Origin of the sequence: Hominiventricola filiformis, assembly GCF_020686965.1 — a bacterium.
In the GTDB taxonomy this organism is placed as follows: domain Bacteria; phylum Bacillota; class Clostridia; order Lachnospirales; family Lachnospiraceae; genus Hominiventricola; species Hominiventricola filiformis.
Map to the genome: position 1 here is coordinate 1 of NZ_JAJEPS010000031.1, position 16,706 is coordinate 16,706.

Consider the following 16,706-nt stretch of genomic DNA (forward strand, 5'->3'; position numbering starts at 1 on the left):
CGGGGCTCTGCCCCGCGCCCCGAAGCTCTGGAGATATAAATTATTCCCCGTCGCCAGTTATTCCGTAGCATAGCCGGGAAAATCAGTCAAGGGCAGCGCTGCCGCAGGCGGTGCCAGAGGCACCCTTGACGGATTTCTCCCGGTTATGCTTTTTCCCGATCAAGCGACGGGGATATAAATTCTCCAGAGCCGTTCCCCTTCCCGGGGGAAGGGGCGGAGGGGTTGGGCGATACCTTGCTTTTCCCTAAACCAAAACAGAAATGGAGGTTCAACCAATGAAACGACCTTTAGCATACCTGACCGCCGCATGGAGCGGCGAGCCGGATGTTGATATGGAGCTGGCGACCCACTACTGCCGCCTTGCTTATGAGGCGGGCTTTTCCCCGATCTGCCCGCTCTTGTATCTGCCGCTGTTTTTGAATGACAGCGTTCCCGAGGAACATAAGGCCGGGATCGATATGCGCCGGGATATGCTGCGGCGCTCCCACACCCTGATCGTCTGCGGCAGCGCTGTGGACGAGGATGTGAAAAACGATATTGCGGTTGCCGGACGGCTGGGCATTGCGGCGACAACGCTGGAAGGGGTGCTTGCCGTGAAGGGACACGGCACCCCGGGCCATGCCGGACATTAAGCTGGGGAGCCTTTTCGACGGGATTGGCGTGTTCCCTCTGGCTGCTTCCCGGTGCGGTATCCGTCCGGTCTGGGCCAGCGAGATTGAAAAAGCGCCCATCTCCATAACCAAAAGGCACTTTCCCGACATGGTGCATTTGGGGGATATTACGAAGGTGGACGGCGGGAAAATCCCGCCGGTCCATGTGATAACCTTCGGCTCTCCCTGTCAGAACCTTTCTCTGATCGGCAACCGCTCCGGCCTTGCCGGGGCAAAATCAAGCCTGTTCTATCAGGCGTTTCGTATCATACAGGAAATGAGGGATGCTACTGATAACCTATATCCAGCTATCGCTGTTTGGGAAAACGTCATGGGAGCGTTTTCTACAAATGACCGGATGGACTTTAGAGCCGTCCTATCCGCCTTCTCGGACACCGAAGTTCCAATGCCTCCTTCGGGAAAATGGGGAAACGCCGGAATGGTGCGAGGGGGAACGCCTGATGTGTGCTGGCGGCTCATGGACGCCCAGTATTGGGCAGGCTCCCGAAGGCTGGCACGAAGGCAGCGGATTTTCGTCGTGGCGGATTTTGGAGGCAGATGTGCCGCAGACATACTATTTAAGCCCCGTCCAATGCTCCCACTTCCTCCGCCTTGCGGAGAGGGCGGGCGGGCCGCCGCCGAAGGAGATCGAACAGCTTCTTTTGAAACAGGGCGGCAGATACCAGTCATCCACCCATTTCAGTGCTTCCGTATGCGGGGAGCGGCAAAAAGGCAGGAAGAAACGGCCTTCCGAAACAGCTTCGGATTACCAACTGACCCTTTTCCCACTCTTTTAGCCAGTGATGTAACGCCCTTTGCCTTCTGGTATGAGGGCGACCCGGAGGGCGGCTGTATCCGTTTTCTGACGGAAACAGAAAGCGAACGGCTGATGGGGCTGCCAGAGGGCTGGACAAAGTACGGGGCGGACGGCGTGGAGATTCGGCCTCTGCAACGCTACAAGGCGCTGGGAAATGCGATTGCCCTCCCTTGCGCCGATTACATTATGGCCGGGATTTATGAGGTGCTGGCTGACCGGGCCGGAAAGGAGGAATGAGCCCATGTTTGAAGCCTATATAACCAATACAGCCCTATACCCCTTAATGGGGATTGAGGTAGGGACAACGGTACATTTCCCCATGACGACACAGGAGTTGCAGGCCGCCCTTGCCAAAATCGGGATAGACGGAAAACGGTACAGCGAAGTGTTCTTTACCAGCTTTGACAGTGATGTGCTGGGGCTCTACGATCATCTCTACGAATGTGAGAACATCGACGAGCTGAACGAGCTGGGCCACGCCCTGCTGGAAGTACGGGATAAGGGCGGACTGGAAACCTTTGAAGCCGCTCTTGTCTTAGGAAACCACACAAGGAGCGTGAAGGATTTGATAAACCTGACGCAGAACCTTGACCTTTACCGCTTTTACCCGGATATTTCCGATGATGAAGGGCTGGGCCGTCTTTACGCCGACGAGCTTGGGACTATCGACATACCGGAGCACATTCAGAACTACTTCGATTATGAAGCATATGGGCGGGATGTGCGTATCAACGAGGGCGGCGTATTCGCTCCCGGTGGGTATGTGTCGGCAGTCCCGGAGGGCTTCAAGGAGTATTACCACGGGCCGCAGGACATTCCGCCGGAACACCGGATATTTGCCTATCCTGAAAAGGCCGAGCCTGTCCACTCCATTCTCGCTGCACTCAAACGGTTTCAAGAAGCCCCGCCCGCTCCGAAAAAGGACAAGGCGGGGCCTTCCCATGAAGAACGGTAAGACTTCGGGCCAGCATGGCCCGAAGCATGAAGGAGGTGCATACCATCAACTATTACCCTATCAATGAAGGGGCCGCCCGCCGGGCAAAGGAAATGAACAGCTTTTCCGACTACAAGGAAGGGAGCGCAACGGCGGAATACCGGGCAATGGTGGACAAGGCCGCCGCCATAGCGGAACAGCAGAAATCCCGGGTGGACCCCATGTACCATGAGAAGATCGACCATCTGTTAGACACCTACGCCCGCAAGCTGGCCGAAAACATGAACCAGGGCTTTGCCATTGACGCAAGGGTTCCCTCTGTGATGATCGCCGGACCTGCCAATTTCCCGGTGGGAAAGAAGGAAAAACAGAACCGGGCCCGGGACAGCAACATGGAGGAATGGCGGTATATTCAAGGGCTGCTGGATAAGATACGCAGTACCGGCATGGGCGGGATCAGCGCCGATGACCCGGCAGCGATTGAAAAGCTCCAGAAGAAGCTGGACGGGCTGGAACGCTCCCAGCTCATTATGAAGGAGGTCAACGCCTATTACCGCAAGCATGGCAAGCTGGATGGCTGTGCGCTGCTGTCGCCGGACCAGATCGAAAAGCTGAAAGCAAGCATGGCGGCAAACTGGCGGAGCGACCCGAGGCCCTTTGAAAGCTACCAGCTTACCAACAACAATGCGGAGATCCGCCGGGTAAAGACGCGTATCGAACAGCTCTCCAAACAGGCGCAGCGGGAGTTTTCCGGCTGGGAGTTCGACGGGGGCCGTGTGGAGATGAACCGGGAGGACAACCGCTTGCAGGTATTCTTTGATGGAAAGCCTGACGCGGACACCCGGGCCGAGTTGAAAAGCAGCGGTTTCCGCTGGGCTCCCAGTGTAGGCGCATGGCAGAGGCAGCTCACGGACAACGCCATCCGGGCGGCTGACCGTCTGGAATGTATCAAGCCGCTGTCCGGCGAAAAGCCCTCCCAACTTCAAAAGAAGCCCTCTATCTTGCAGACCATGCGGGAACAGGACGAAAAAGTCCAGACGGAGCCGGAAAAGAAAGCTCCGTCCGGCAGAGATGCCGAGCGGTAAGCCTCGGGCCACATTGGCCCGAGGTTTTCTGTTCCCCGAGATTGTACGGGGGCCTCCCGGATAGCGGGAACCCCGACGGAAAGGAGGTTTTATGCAGGAAGAAGTAAACCAAAAAACGGTTGCCCTTTCGATCAGGACAACGAAGCTCACGGGAAAAGTGCTGGCTGCCGCTCTTGGGAAGGTAGCGCGGGCGCTGCAAAAGCACCACCGGAAGGCGCTGACCCCGCAGGGACGCCAGAGTGTAAAAAAGCTGATGAACCACTATGGCGGCAAAAGCGCCATGCCCTATGTGGGAGCCCCAAAGGATTTTGACCGGATCGCAAAGGAGTTCCATGTGGACTACGCTTTCCATAAAGTGAGCCCCGGTCATTACCTACTGTTTTTCAAAGCCAATCAGGCGGACGCTATCACGGCGGCCTTCCAGAAGTACAGCGCAAAGGTGCTGAACAAAGAGCAGGACAAGGCTTCCATCCTCGGCCAGCTTCGGAAATTCACGGAGCAGATCAGGACGCAGGCAAAGGAAAAGCAGCGGACCAGAGAGGCGGTGAAGGACGGACGTTGAGTGACAAGATTAGAAAATATGTGCTCCCAAACCTGCCGTACCTCTTTGTGTTCTGGTTCTTCTCCAAAATCGGGACGGCCTACCGGATCGCCCCCGGCACAGACTTCGGGACAAAGCTCATGGGGATGCTCGATACCTTCCCCAAAGCCTTTGAAACCTACTGGCCGGGGCTTGGCGGTATTGACCTGCTGGTGGGCCTTGCCGGTGCGGCTGGGGTGTATCTGCTGATACAGTCAAAGATCAGGCAGGCGAAAAAATTCCGGCGGGATGCAGAGTACGGCACCGCCCGCTTTGGAACAAAGGAGGATATAAAGCCGTTTGTAGACCCTAAATTTCAGAACAATGTCATTCTGACCGGGACGGAGTTCCTGACCATGAACACCCGTCCGAAAATACCCGCCAATGCCCGGAACCTAAACGCCTGTGTCATCGGCTCGTCCGGTTCGGGTAAGACAAGGTTCTGGCTGACCCCGCAGCTTCTTCAAGCTCATTCCTCGTATGTGGTGGTAGACCCGAAGGGCGGCACCCTCGATCAGTGCGGGCGGTTCCTGCAACGGGAGAAATACAGGGTGCGGGTGTTCAACAGTATCGACTTTTCAAAATCCATGCACTACAATCCGCTGGCCTATATCAAGACGGAAAGCGATGTTTTGAAATTCGTTACTGCTCTGATCGCCAACACCAAAGGCGACGGCAAGGAGGGCGACGAGTTCTGGACTAAAGCTGAAACCCTCTTGTACTGCGCCCTTGTGGCCTACATCGTCTTTGAGGGGCCGGAGGAAGAACGCAACATGAATACGCTGGTGGAAATGATAAACAGCATGGAAGTCCGGGAGGATGACGAAACCTTCAAAAATGCGGTGGACTATATGTTTGACGGGTTGGAACGCCGCAGCCCCCAGCACTTCGCCGTGAGGCAGTATAAGAAATACAAGCTCGCCAGCGGTGATATATGCTCTAAGTGACTTCTTAATCATGATTTTGTCATGGTTAGTGAAGCAATCACTTAGAGCATTTTGTTTCAGGAGGTACAGCCATGAGAAATGAAAAAATTACCCCACTGTACGAGCGCCTGAGCCGGGACGATGAGTTACAGGGCGAGAGCAACTCCATATCCAACCAAAAACAGATGTTAGAGGATTTTGCCCGCCGGAATGGGCTGCCCAACCCTACGCACTTTACCGATGATGGTATCTCAGGCACCCGTTTTGACCGCCCCGGATTTTTGGCGATGATGGAGGAAGTGGAGGCAGGGCGTGTAGAGGCAATCGTCATCAAGGACATGAGCCGGTTAGGACGCGACTATCTGAAGGTCGGTCAAGTTATGGAGGTTTTGCGGCAGCGAGGTGTTCGTCTGATTGCCATCAACGACGGTGTGGACAGTCTGAAAGGCGATGACGATTTTACCCCGTTCCGCAACATCATGAATGAATTTTACGCCCGTGATACCAGCCGGAAAATCCGATCTGTGTTTAAGTCAAAAGGCATGAGTGGCAAGCACCTGACCGGCACTGTGATTTACGGCTACTTGTGGGATGAAAAGCGGGAGCATTGGCTGGTAGATGAGGAAGCCGCCGAAGTGGTACGCCGTATCTTTTCCCTCACGCTGAAGGGATATGGGCCTTACCAGATCGCCTGCAAATTATCCACAGACCGGATTGAAATTCCTGTCGTACACCTTGCCCGATTCAACGAAGGGGTGAACCGTTCAAAGCCGGTCAAAGACCCCCATGGATGGGGATCATCTACCATCGTGAACATTTTGAAAAAACGAGAGTATTTAGGGCATACCATCAATTTCAAGACCCGTAAGCACTTTAAGGACAAGAAAAGCCACTATGTTTCTGAGGACGAATGGACGATCTTTGAGAATACCCATGAAGCCATTATCGACCAGCAGACCTTTGATTTGGCGCAGAAAATCCGCAGCAATGTACGGCGTTATCCAAACGGCTGGGGCGAAGCGGCTCCCCTCACAGGCTTGCTCTATTGTGCCGATTGCGGCGGCAAGATGTATGTCCACCGCACCAACAATGGCAAGCGGATTTCTCAATATACCTGTTCCAATTATACCAAAGTTCCGTGTGGGACACTATGCCCTACACAACACCGTATCAATGAGAGTGCTGTTCTGACATTGGTTTCCGACACGCTCCGGGCTATTGCTGAATATTCCAGAAATGACCGGACGGAATTTATTCACACTGTTCAGGAGACGCAGGTTGCTCAACAGAGTGCCGATATATCGAAAAAGCGCAGGCGTCTGGCTGCTGCCCAAAAGAGAGCTGGAGAACTGGAAAAACTGATTTGCAAAATCTATGAGGACAACGCCCTCGGCAAGCTGCCGGATGCACGATATAAGGCGCTTGATGCACAGTATGCCAAAGAGCAGGATGCACTTGAGATTGAAATTGCGGAGCTGGAAAAGGCTGTTACCGGCTATGAGCAGAGCCAGAAATCAGCAGAGAAATTTATAGCACTGATTGATAAGTACGAGAATTTTGACACGCTGACAAACACCATGCTCAACGAGTTTGTAGAGAAAATCCTTGTCCACGAACGCGCCCGAAAAGGCAGCCAGGACACCACGCAGGAAATTGAAATCTACTTCAATTTTTTAGGGCGCTATATCCCACCATCCTTACAGCCGGTTCCTTTAACCCCGGAGGAACAGGAAGAACTGCGGAAAAAAGAAGAACGCAAGGACAGGCTTCATCAGAATTATTTGAAGCGGAAAGCCAGCGGCGCACAGAAACAGTATGAGGACAAAATCAAGGCGAAGAAAAAAGCGGAAATGGACGCTAAGAAAGCCCTGATCCGGGCTGAGGATATGAAAAAAGGTGTTTTTTCTACTATCGGGCAGCTACCAAAAGAAGAACCGCGCAAAGGCAGCATAGCAGCCAGCGCCGCCGTATGACAAAGGAGGATTTCACATGAAAGAGTTGTCCTACATTCGTGTTGGAGATTACTACATCCCGAATCTGAAGCTGGCAGAGCAGCCGGATAGATCTATCGGCAAGTACGGGCGTATGCGGCGGCGGTATTTGAAAGAATACCGCCCTGCCCTTTACAACAGCCTGTTACTCTCCGAGAAGCTCTATCCCCATCTGTTAGAGACTGACGAGGCTGCAAATGCGCGCATGGACATTCTCATGCCGCAGCTTATGAAAGCTGCAGGTGTGACCGAAGAACTAAAGGCCGCCGATCAAATGAAATGGGTGGGGCTGGCAAATAATTGCAGGGCGCAGGCGGAGGAAATTGTTTTGTCAGAAATAATCTTCAACTAATTTGGAAAATTGGAAAAAGTAAAATGGCTGTGTTCGTTAAAAACGAAGAAACCATATCTTCTGCAATACATTTCTCCAACAAAAAAACTCCGGTACATTCCAAACGGTTGTATCGGAGTTTATGGATCAAGATGGTAATCGTCAAATAGCGGCGACTGGAAGAAGTCGCACAGGGTAATGCCCAGTCCCTGGCACATTTCATGGATGATCCGTAGCTTCACGGATTCATACGAACAGTTGATAACGTTCCCTATGGTTGATTTCGGAACCCCGCTTTTCATAAAAAGCTGGTACTGTGTCATGTTCCGTTCTGAAAGAAGTTCTGTCAGTCGTTTACTCACGGCTTCATTTAGCTGCATCCGCATCACCACCAATCCCTGTCACTGTACTAATTATTATATGGCGGTACGTTGGAAATTTAGTCCCTGTACCTGTACTAATTGAATGTTTTGTAGTAGAATGTTTGTGTTGTCAGGAAGATGGTGATTATAAAACTTGTGCGTCATGGGAGCGGCAAGGGGCACATCATCCATCATAAACGAGTTGGTGTTCTGAACACACAAAACAGGGAGGCGTGGTATGGAGAAATCATAAAAATGGCGGAAAGTGCAAAGCCCATAAATGAAGAATAGACAGACGCCGGACACGGCGGCCCGCTGGCCGTTGCATCCGGCGTCTTTATTATGGCTTGTTTCTACGCATTTAGAACCCCAATACGGCGGCAACGGGATAAAGAATACCGCCGCCCCAGCAACCACGCCGGAAAAGCCTTGAAATTTCAGTCGTTTTCAGGCTCTAAACGCGTAGGTTGGCGGGCTGTTGGGACATAGCAAAGCCCCGGCAGCGTGGCCGGGGCCTGATGATCTTTACTTAATTCCATGAAGATTCCTGTATTCCCTGGGGCCGAGGCCATAGGCTTTCTTAAACAATTTTGCAAAGTGGCCGGAATTGTGATACCCGACTTTAGCCGCAATCGTGGCAATTCCATAATCAGAATTTTTTAGCAAAATCAGCGCCTGGTTTAACCGCAATTCTTTGAGATATTCATACGGCGTTGTCCCATAATACTTCCGAAATGCCAGTTGATACCGGGCTGTACTCATACCCGCTATCTGGGCAAGTTCTTCCCCTGTCGGGTATGCGGCCAGATCATTTTTCATCACCGTTACCGTTTTTCTTAAATTGCGGATGTCCTTATAATCCAGCTTTACAGAAATATGCTTTTGTTCCTGCTCCATGCCTTTCACAACAAGAGAAAGAAGCTCCATTACCTTGCTTTCCAGATAGATTTTCAGCGTATGCCCCTCTGCCTGACAATCCCGTATCTGCTGGAACACAAAGTTGAGTTCCGGCAGGCTGGGGTTTTTGAGAATGTAATCCCTTGCAGAGTTGAGAAGTTCGGCGTTGTTCCTGTCATGCAGCCGAAAATAAGTATTGAAGTATTTGGGCGATAGAATCACTTTCGTAAAACGAACAGGCTTCCCGCCCTCGCAATAGGTGTAAGTTTTCTTCTGTGTGTTTAGATAGCAATAAATCCCCTTATCCACCTGATTCTTTTTCCGTCCACCAATCTTGAAAGAACTGCTGTCCGTTTCAAACTGGCTGATCTCCATATAGTCCTCTGAAATTTCAGTGATCTTTTCAAAGGTGTCCTTGGGCGTATAGTCACCAATCAAAATCAAAAGAAGATCGTCCTCAAACTCGATCAGTTGGAACGTGCCGTTTCCGTATTCGGAAAGCATACGGTAGAAAAAAACACCGTCGCCGCAAAGCTCCTGCACCCTTGCAAAGTGCATGGCTTCGGGGAGCTGTAACAAATAGTCAATTACAGATGGAACCATTGTACCGCCGCCTCCTTTCTCTACTTGATAGTATATCATACCGGCTTTCTGCGCGCCACTTCAAAAAAAGGTGACAATCCAATATTTATCAGTCACGATTTTATAAAAAATATGAAACAAAAACGATGAAAACACCAGAAATATCAGCACTTTAAGCGTTTTTCAAAATGCAAACAGTAAAGCGGGTCGGCTATTGAAATTTCCACTTCGTGCGGGTAAAGTAGATTGTGTCAGGTTAGCAAAATCTAACTGGCACATTTCAAAGAAAGGGGTATCGTTTCGATGGAACAAAAACGAACCGGATTATCATACGTTTTTACTCTTGCGAAAGAGGAACGCGGCAAGTTAAGCCTTGGGATGCTGCTGGCGGTCTTTTCGTCGGCCCTGTCTTTCGGCCCGTATTTGGTAGTCTACCAAATCCTGCTTCTGATAATCAAGCAGGAGGTAACGCTTCCCGCAATGCTTGGTTGGGCCGGAATCGGCATTGCCGCAGCAGTCTTACAGGCAATCCTGACATCCTTTGCCGGTATCTGCTCTCATACGGCGGCTTTCAACACCATGCACAGAATCAAGGTCAGAGTATTGGAGCATATGTCCAAATTCAACCTTGGATTCTTTCAGGAACACGCGCCCGGACAGATCAAAACAACCTTGTTTGATGATGTGGACAGGATTGAAACCTTTCTGGCCCACAGCACTTTGGAACTGGCCCAGGCAATCGTCGTTCCTCTGATGATGTTCATTTTCATGCTGCGGCTGAACTGGATTATGGCGCTTATCATGCTGGTTCCTATGATCTTGGGGATTGCAATTCCGATGGCCCTCATGGGGCGCTACCCGGATTTGACGGACGAGTTTGCAGGCGATACGGAAAAGCTTAACGCTTCCGCAAATGAATTTATCACCGCTATGCCGGTTATCAAAATGTATCACCTTACAGCCGAAAAATTTGAGCAGTACCGAAATTCCTTGAAGATATATACAGACTGTTGGATTAAGATGTGTGAATCGTCCTGCAATCCGCTGTCTATCGCTCTTGTGGTTTTGGATTCTGCCATTCTGTTCACGCTGCCGGTGGGCGGTTGGCTGTATCTGCGTGATTCGCTGTCTGCGGCATCGTATCTTCTCTTTATTCTGCTGACTATGTGCTTTTTCACGTCTTTCCTGAACATGGTGACGATTGCTATGCAGTCTATGGAGCTGGGCAGCGGCCTTGATAATGTGAAGAAGATCATGGATATGGAAACCATGAAAAGCGGACAGCAAACCCTTTCCCAAACCGGCTGTTATGGTATTGACTTTGACAATGTGACCTTTAACTACACACAAGGCGGAAAGGATGCGTTGTCCGACGTTGATATTCATTTGGAACCGGGCAGCTTAAATGCTTTTGTCGGCCCGTCCGGTGCTGGCAAGACGACGGCGGTACAGCTCCTTGGCCGCTATTGGGACGTGAGCAGCGGGACAATCAAGATTGGCGGCGTCCCGGTTACAGAACTTCAAACCGAAAATCTCTCTGACTTAACCGCGTTTGTATTTCAGGATGTATTTCTTTTGGAGGACACGCTTCTTGAAAATATCCGTATGGGAACAGATGCTACCGAGGAACAGGTACGCCAGGCGGCAAAGGCGGCGCAGATTGACGATTTCATTATGAGCCTGCCGAAAGGATACGCAACGAGAATAGGCGACGAGGGAGTGAAATTATCCGGCGGCCAGCAGCAGCGAATTTCGATTGCGCGGGCCATTTTGAAAGACGCGCCTATCGTTGTTTTCGACGAGGCAACTTCCTATTCAGACATTGAGAACGAACACAAAATACAGCTTGCACTCCAAAACCTCCTGCGAGGAAAGACCACGATTATGATTGCCCACAGGCTTCATACCATCCGCAATGCGGATAAAATTGTTGTCTTTCAGGATGGAAGAGTTGTCGAACAGGGAACGCATGATGAACTGATCGCCAGCGGAAGTACATACAGCCATATGTGGGACACCTATACAAGAGAAACTATCGGGGAGGAGTGAAAAGATTATGTTACGCAGTATTCAGAAATTGATTGGTGACAAACGAAAGCAGCTGATATTTCCTATTTTCCTGATGTCACTGGACGCCATCGGAAGCCTTGTCATGTATCTTATGCTGTATTTTACCGTAATTCATCTCCTGAACGGTTCTCTGACAGGTGGGCTTGTACGAAACTATACCATTGTATGCCTTATCAGTGTAATTCTCCGGCTGATTATTTACCGCAGCGGCTATTTTCTCTGCTTTTCCAGAGGGGCCGAAATGTGCAGCGGCCTACGCTTGGATTTGGCAAACCATTACCGTTCTCTAAGCCTTGGCTATTTTAATCAAAACAGCAGCGGGTATCTGCTTAGTACACTGACAAAGGATTTAAGCAATTTTGAACTTGTATTGACCCATACGCTGCCCTCTATCGTCAAAACATTGGTCATGGGCTGCCTGATCTTGGTTGGAACCTTTTTTATCAACTGGAAACTGGCGTTGGCCGAGTGCGTGGTAATTCTGATCGCGCTGCCGGTTTTGAATTGGGGCAACCGGCTTGTAGAGAAGTACGGAACGATCAAGCGTGATCTGACTTCTAAAATGATCTCTATTGTTCTGGAATACATCAAGGGCATGAAAGTGTTCAAGTCTGCAAATATGACAAGTACGCACTTCACAAGAATGTCTGATACATTGGAGGACATACGGAAAACCAGCGTACAGGCGGAAGTAAAAACCGCCGCCCCCACAAGTATGTATTCTATCATTGCAAATTTTCTTTTGCCGTTTGTCCTGCTGATTGGGAGCTATCTGTTCCTTGGCGGTACGATTGCTTCTGAACTGCTTGTGGCGTTTATGCTTATGAGCCTTGCGCTTTCTGCGCTGCTGATTGCGTTTGAACATTCGTATAACCTGCTGAAAGAACTGAAACTTGCCACTTCTAATCTGGAACAGGCATTTGACACAAAGCCGCTATCCTACAAAGAAGAAAAGGTAAAGCTCTCGCACTTTGATATTACCTTTGAAAACGTGGACTTCTCCTATAACCAGCAGGCCGATGTTTTACACAATATCAGTTTTCATGCCCCGGAGGGAAGCACTACGGCGCTGATCGGGCCGTCCGGCTCTGGCAAATCTACGGTTGCTAATCTGATCGCCCGGTTTTGGGATGTGACAAAAGGCTGCGTCCGCATTGGTGGGCAGGACATACGGGAGCTAAATCCTGACGGACTTTTGCACTATATCAGTGAGGTATTCCAGGAAAATACTTTGCTGTCCGATACGATTTACAACAATATCAAAGCTGGCCGTGAAGATGCTACCGAACAGGAAGTGATTGCGGCGGCAAAGGCGGCCCATTGTCATGAATTTATCGAAAGACTGCCTAATGGCTATCAGACCCATCTTGCCGAGGGCGGCAACACCCTGTCTGGCGGTGAAAAACAGCGGATTGCTATTGCAAGGGCAATCTTAAAGGACGCGCCTATCCTGCTTCTGGATGAATCAACGGCTTCTCTGGACGCTGACAATGAAGCAAAGATCAATCAGGCGTTAGACCGCCTGATGAAAGGGAAAACCGTTTTCGTGATTGCCCACCGTCTGAACACTATTCAGAACGCAGATCAGATTATTGTGCTGAATCAGGGACGGATTGAAGAAACGGGAACGCATGAAGAACTGTTAAGAAAGAAAGGCCATTACTACGAAATGGTGCAGGAACAGCAGAAAGCAAGAGAATGGATTGTAAAGGGGGCATAAACAGGAGCCGGTAAAGGAGGTGATACCGATGGGGCTACTTGACCTATTACTGGTTGCTGTCGGTCTATCAATGGACGCTTTCGCGGTTTCAGTATGCAAAGGTTTGAATACCAAAATGTACCCAGTAAAAACAGGGCTTGTCGCAGGGCTATATTTTGGTGGATTCCAGGCGCTTATGCCTACGCTGGGATATATCTGCGGCGGAACAATTCGCCAGTACATTGAAACGGTTTCCAAATATGTTGCACTGTTTCTTCTGTGCATAATCGGTATCAACATGATTCGAGAAAATCTAAAAGGTGAATGTAAAGAAACAAACGGAGCATTGGGTTTTACTGTTATGGTTCCGGCTGCGATTGCTACAAGTATTGACGCTTTTTCTGTCGGCATAACGCTGTCAGCCTTAAATGTAAAAATTATCCCCTCGGCAACAACTGATAGGAACCACAACATTCTTAATTGCATTTGTCGGCATATGGATTGGACACTTTTTCGGAAATCGGTTAGGAAACCGGGCCGGAATATTAGGCGGTGTGATTTTAATTCTAATCGAGGTACGGATTTTTATTATGGGCTGACAGAAAAGAATTGGAGGAATTTAAGAAATGAAAAAATTAAATGAATTGAGTGATGGCTCCTGCGGAAGGGTTGTTGCAATCAACGGGGACGCGCATTTTCAAAGCCGCGTGACCTCCATCGGCCTTACGATTGGCTGCCCTTTTGAAGTGATTCAAAATCCGAAAAAGCGGCCCGTTTTGGTGTACGCAAGGGACACGATGGTTGCCATCAACAAAACGGGATCTGACAAAATCATGGTGGAGGTGACAAAACAATGAGTGAAAAAACGATTGCCCTTTTAGGCCAGCCGAACTCCGGCAAATCAACCTTGTTTAATGGCCTGACTGGTTCCCGTCAGCACGTCGGGAACTGGCCCGGAAAAACAGTGGAGCGCAAGGATGGTTCTTTCGTTCACAAAGATACCACCTATAAAATCATTGATCTTCCGGGAACTTATAGCCTGTCTGCAAATTCGGATGAAGAAGTTGTTACACGGAATTACATAGCCAGCGGGCAGGCAGATGTTGTTTGCATATTGGCTGACGCCTCCCAGCTCAACCGCAGCCTTTTCATGCTGGCTGATTATACCGGGATTCGCGTTCCCGTGGTTCTCCTGCTGAATATGATGGATGTGGCAAAATCGCAGGGGAAGCATATTGACACCAATGGAATCGCTAAATCCCTGGGCATCCCTGTTGTGCCGCTGGTTGCTGCCGATAAAAAACAGTATGGCACATTTTTCCGTATGTTAGAAAGCATTGATAAAAATGCTTCGACTTTAGACGAAAAGCGCCTGGCGCAAATTTATCAGAATACAATCGGGGCCGCGTTTGACGAGATCAAGGCGCTGCTTCCTGCGGACGGAATCGGCATCTATTCGTCCACATGGTTGACTGCAAAGCTGATAGAACAGGACAAATTGGCGCGTTCTCTTGTGAAAGAAACCGTTGATGCAGGCACTTATACCGCGATTGAAAAGAAGCTGTCCGATGTAAAGGACGGAAACCTTTTGACAGGTGATTGCAAATTCCAGTGGATTGACAAACTTGTAAATGAGAACGTGACCAGCAAGAAGAACAAGCTGCTGCGGAGCCGGTTTGATAAGGCAGCCACAAGCAAACGCTGGGGAAAGCCTATTGCCATTGGCATGATCGTTTTAGGTCTGATCTGCTCTATGGTGATTGGCTTCCCGCTGATGGGGCTTTTCAGCGGGCTTATCAGTGCAATTTCCGTCCCTCTGGCTAACTGGCTGCTGGATATAGGCGCAGCGCCATTCCTTGTATCACTGCTCTGCAACGCCATTTTGACCGCTGTTTCTTTCGCTCTGCAAATGGCAAGCTATGTGTTCGGAATCAGCCTTGTCTTTGGCCTGATGGAAGATGTCGGCTATATGGCGCGAATCTCCTATGTATTCGATGATACTATGACAAAGCTGGGATTACAGGGCAAAGCAATTATGCCTTTCCTCGTCAGTTTCGGATGCAATATCGGCGGAATCACTGGAACAAGGGTCATTGATTCATGGGGACAGCGTGTTATGACGATTGCCCTGTCCTGGGTAGTCCCCTGCGCTTCTACCTGGGGCGTAGTTGGACTTGTCAGCGGTACGTTCTTCGGAAACGGGGCTGTTGTCGTAGTTCTGGCGTTGTTTGCCGTGGCGTTTTTGCACATCTTTATCACTTATAAGGTGTTTGGCCGGTCTTTGAACAAGGTAGAGGGGCGCACCGGCTTAATTATGGAATTGCCGCCTTACCATAAGCCTCATTGGAAAAGCCTGTTTGGTTCCGTTTTCAGCAAAATGGGAAATGTACTTAGCCGCGCACTCCGTATCATTATTTGCATTTCCGTGATCTTCTGGCTGCTTTCTTACTCGGCGGACGGAAATGTGGCGAACAGTATCATTTACAAGGTAGGAACCTTTATTGAACCTGTGACAAGCCTGTTTGGTTTACCGTGGCAACTGTTTATCGCTTTTGTCGCTTCCGCTATGGGCAAGGAGGCTTCTCTTGGCGTTATGGCTTCCCTGTTTAACACGGGAAGTATTTGGGCGGCTATTGAGCAGTCCGCTACCGTAGACACGGCGGCACTTAGTACAAGTATGCTGTCCGTCATATCCAGACCGGAAGCTCTTGCTTTCCTGTTCGCGTTTTTCTTCAATATGCCTTGCCTGATGGCCTTAACCGCAACAGCCCAGGAAACACACTCTATGAAATGGACTGTGCGAATTGCGCTCTATTATGTCCTTACAGCCTTGATTATGGCAACGATTGCGTATCACGTCGGTCTTGTCATTTTCTAAAGGAAAGGAGTTATTGTGCTAATTCAATTATTGGAGTATTTACAAAGCGGGAAAACATACAGCGTTCAGGAGTTGGCTGAACTTCTGCATAAGGACGTAGGGAGCATCCAAGTGGAACTTGAATATTTGGAGAACCAAGGATATATCCGAAAAGTGGCTTATCAAGCCGACTGCAATCATAATTGCAACGGCTGTCATGGCTGCGATCAGCCTACCCCGGCTACCCCTGATGTCAATATATGGGAAGTTATTAAACGAACCGAATAGGAGAAACAAAATGAAACTTCGTGCGTCGGGCGAGGACTATTTAGAAGCCGTACTGATGCTGCAAAAGAAAAATGGTATGGTGCGCTCTATTGACTTTGCCCGGCACATGGAGGTTTCCAAACCCAGCGTCAGCAGAACCGTAGCCATTTTGCAGGAGGGCGGCTTCCTGACAGTAGACAGCGATTATTTTCTGCATTTGACCGAGGCAGGCCAGGAAGTTGCTGAAAAAATCTATGAGTGACACCAATTCTTTACGGAACAGCTTGTAGCTGCTGGCGTCGATCAGGAAACGGCGGAACAAGAGGCTTGCCGGATGGAACACGTGATCAGCGATACGTCCTTTCAAAAGCTGAAAGAAAAGGTACAGGGAACCGATTAGCGTACATCGGTCCTGCACTACATAATGAATGATCTGCCCCCGGACGGGGAAAGAAAAAAACCGTTGGTTTGGGGCAGATGATTTTGTGCGCTCATTTTAGAAATACCATCCTTACCGGCGGTTTTGAAGAACATTTCAAGGCCGCCGTTTCTTATGCCCTCGACAAAGGAGTGACGACTACACGCTGACACGGCGGCTTTAGGAGGGAACCGCCATGAAGCACATTGACCGCCGACAAATTCAGACGATATTTCACTA

General features: G+C 49.9%; 16 protein-coding genes and 3 pseudogenes. 16 read left to right on the forward strand and 3 right to left on the reverse strand.

Annotation, left to right across the window (positions count from 1 at the left end):
* The first annotated feature begins 275 nt into the window (after positions 1-275).
* From LKD36_RS16610 to LKD36_RS16645, 9 genes and pseudogenes are all read left to right on the forward strand, one after another.
* Positions 276-632 carry a DUF7768 domain-containing protein gene (locus LKD36_RS16610; RefSeq protein WP_173015368.1) on the forward strand — a complete coding sequence of 119 codons (357 nt, stop codon included), beginning with the start codon at positions 276-278 and terminating at the stop codon, positions 630-632.
* A pseudogene (locus LKD36_RS17725) lies at positions 619-1,032 on the forward strand (DNA cytosine methyltransferase); the annotation flags it as partial. The gene LKD36_RS16610 and the pseudogene LKD36_RS17725, both read left to right, overlap by 14 nt.
* Before the next feature lie 57 nt (positions 1,033-1,089).
* The gene (locus LKD36_RS17730) at positions 1,090-1,704 is read left to right on the forward strand and encodes a class I SAM-dependent methyltransferase (protein ID WP_331465367.1); all 615 of its coding nucleotides are present in this window, start codon (positions 1,090-1,092) and stop codon (positions 1,702-1,704) included.
* A gap of 4 nt (positions 1,705-1,708) precedes the next feature.
* A complete protein-coding gene (locus tag LKD36_RS16620) occupies positions 1,709-2,422 on the forward strand; it encodes an antirestriction protein ArdA (protein ID WP_005927704.1) in 714 nt (237 codons plus the stop codon).
* Positions 2,423-2,436: 14 nt separating this feature from the next.
* Positions 2,437-3,486: a hypothetical protein gene (locus LKD36_RS16625; RefSeq protein WP_308460313.1), complete on the forward strand. Its 1,050-nt coding sequence runs from the start codon at positions 2,437-2,439 to the stop codon at positions 3,484-3,486.
* Between the two features lie 91 nt (positions 3,487-3,577).
* Positions 3,578-4,048, forward strand: coding sequence for a PcfB family protein (locus tag LKD36_RS16630; protein ID WP_015567070.1), 471 nt, complete (start codon positions 3,578-3,580; stop codon positions 4,046-4,048).
* A pseudogene (locus tag LKD36_RS16635) lies at positions 4,045-4,995 on the forward strand (type IV secretory system conjugative DNA transfer family protein); the annotation flags it as partial. The gene LKD36_RS16630 and the pseudogene LKD36_RS16635, both read left to right, overlap by 4 nt.
* Positions 4,996-5,084: 89 nt before the next feature.
* Positions 5,085-6,965: a recombinase family protein gene (locus tag LKD36_RS16640; RefSeq protein WP_308460314.1), complete on the forward strand. Its 1,881-nt coding sequence runs from the start codon at positions 5,085-5,087 to the stop codon at positions 6,963-6,965.
* 16 nt (positions 6,966-6,981) lie between these two features.
* Positions 6,982-7,335, forward strand: coding sequence for a TnpV protein (locus LKD36_RS16645; RefSeq protein WP_238134955.1), 354 nt, complete (start codon positions 6,982-6,984; stop codon positions 7,333-7,335).
* A gap of 119 nt (positions 7,336-7,454) precedes the next feature.
* Here the strand turns inward: LKD36_RS16645 and LKD36_RS16650 are convergent, their stop codons facing one another.
* Both LKD36_RS16650 and LKD36_RS16655 read right to left on the reverse strand, forming a co-directional pair.
* A complete protein-coding gene (locus tag LKD36_RS16650; RefSeq protein ID WP_069432548.1) occupies positions 7,455-7,694 on the reverse strand; it encodes a helix-turn-helix domain-containing protein in 240 nt (79 codons plus the stop codon).
* 507 nt (positions 7,695-8,201) lie between these two features.
* Positions 8,202-9,215 carry an AraC family transcriptional regulator gene (locus LKD36_RS16655; RefSeq protein ID WP_243273205.1) on the reverse strand — a complete coding sequence of 338 codons (1,014 nt, stop codon included), beginning with the start codon at positions 9,213-9,215 and terminating at the stop codon, positions 8,202-8,204.
* A 243-nt stretch (positions 9,216-9,458) separates the two neighbouring features.
* Here LKD36_RS16655 and LKD36_RS16660 point away from each other — a divergent pair, with 243 nt between their 5' ends.
* The 7 genes and pseudogenes from LKD36_RS16660 (at position 9,459) to LKD36_RS16690 (ending at position 16,448) form a co-directional block, all read left to right on the forward strand.
* The gene (locus LKD36_RS16660; protein WP_308460315.1) at positions 9,459-11,204 is read left to right on the forward strand and encodes an ABC transporter ATP-binding protein; all 1,746 of its coding nucleotides are present in this window, start codon (positions 9,459-9,461) and stop codon (positions 11,202-11,204) included.
* Between the two features lie 7 nt (positions 11,205-11,211).
* The gene (locus tag LKD36_RS16665) at positions 11,212-12,945 is read left to right on the forward strand and encodes an ABC transporter ATP-binding protein (protein ID WP_216884576.1); all 1,734 of its coding nucleotides are present in this window, start codon (positions 11,212-11,214) and stop codon (positions 12,943-12,945) included.
* 28 nt (positions 12,946-12,973) lie between these two features.
* A complete protein-coding gene (locus LKD36_RS17745; RefSeq protein WP_331465366.1) occupies positions 12,974-13,567 on the forward strand; it encodes a manganese efflux pump MntP in 594 nt (197 codons plus the stop codon).
* Entirely contained in the window at positions 13,551-13,781 is a 231-nt protein-coding gene (locus LKD36_RS16680; protein ID WP_308460316.1) for a FeoA family protein, read from the forward strand. Before LKD36_RS17745 ends, LKD36_RS16680 begins: the two co-directional genes overlap by 17 nt.
* Entirely contained in the window at positions 13,778-15,802 is a 2,025-nt protein-coding gene (feoB, locus tag LKD36_RS16685) for a ferrous iron transport protein B (RefSeq protein WP_308460317.1), read from the forward strand. Before LKD36_RS16680 ends, feoB begins: the two co-directional genes overlap by 4 nt.
* Before the next feature lie 15 nt (positions 15,803-15,817).
* Positions 15,818-16,069 (forward strand): FeoC-like transcriptional regulator, encoded by a 252-nt coding sequence (locus LKD36_RS17735; protein ID WP_408610933.1) that lies wholly within the window; start codon positions 15,818-15,820, stop codon positions 16,067-16,069.
* A 10-nt stretch (positions 16,070-16,079) separates the two neighbouring features.
* Positions 16,080-16,448: pseudogene (locus LKD36_RS16690) on the forward strand (metal-dependent transcriptional regulator).
* 17 nt (positions 16,449-16,465) lie between these two features.
* Here the strand turns inward: LKD36_RS16690 and LKD36_RS16695 are convergent.
* A partial coding sequence (locus tag LKD36_RS16695; protein ID WP_308460318.1) for a hypothetical protein occupies positions 16,466-16,706 on the reverse strand: 241 nt, incomplete at its 5' end.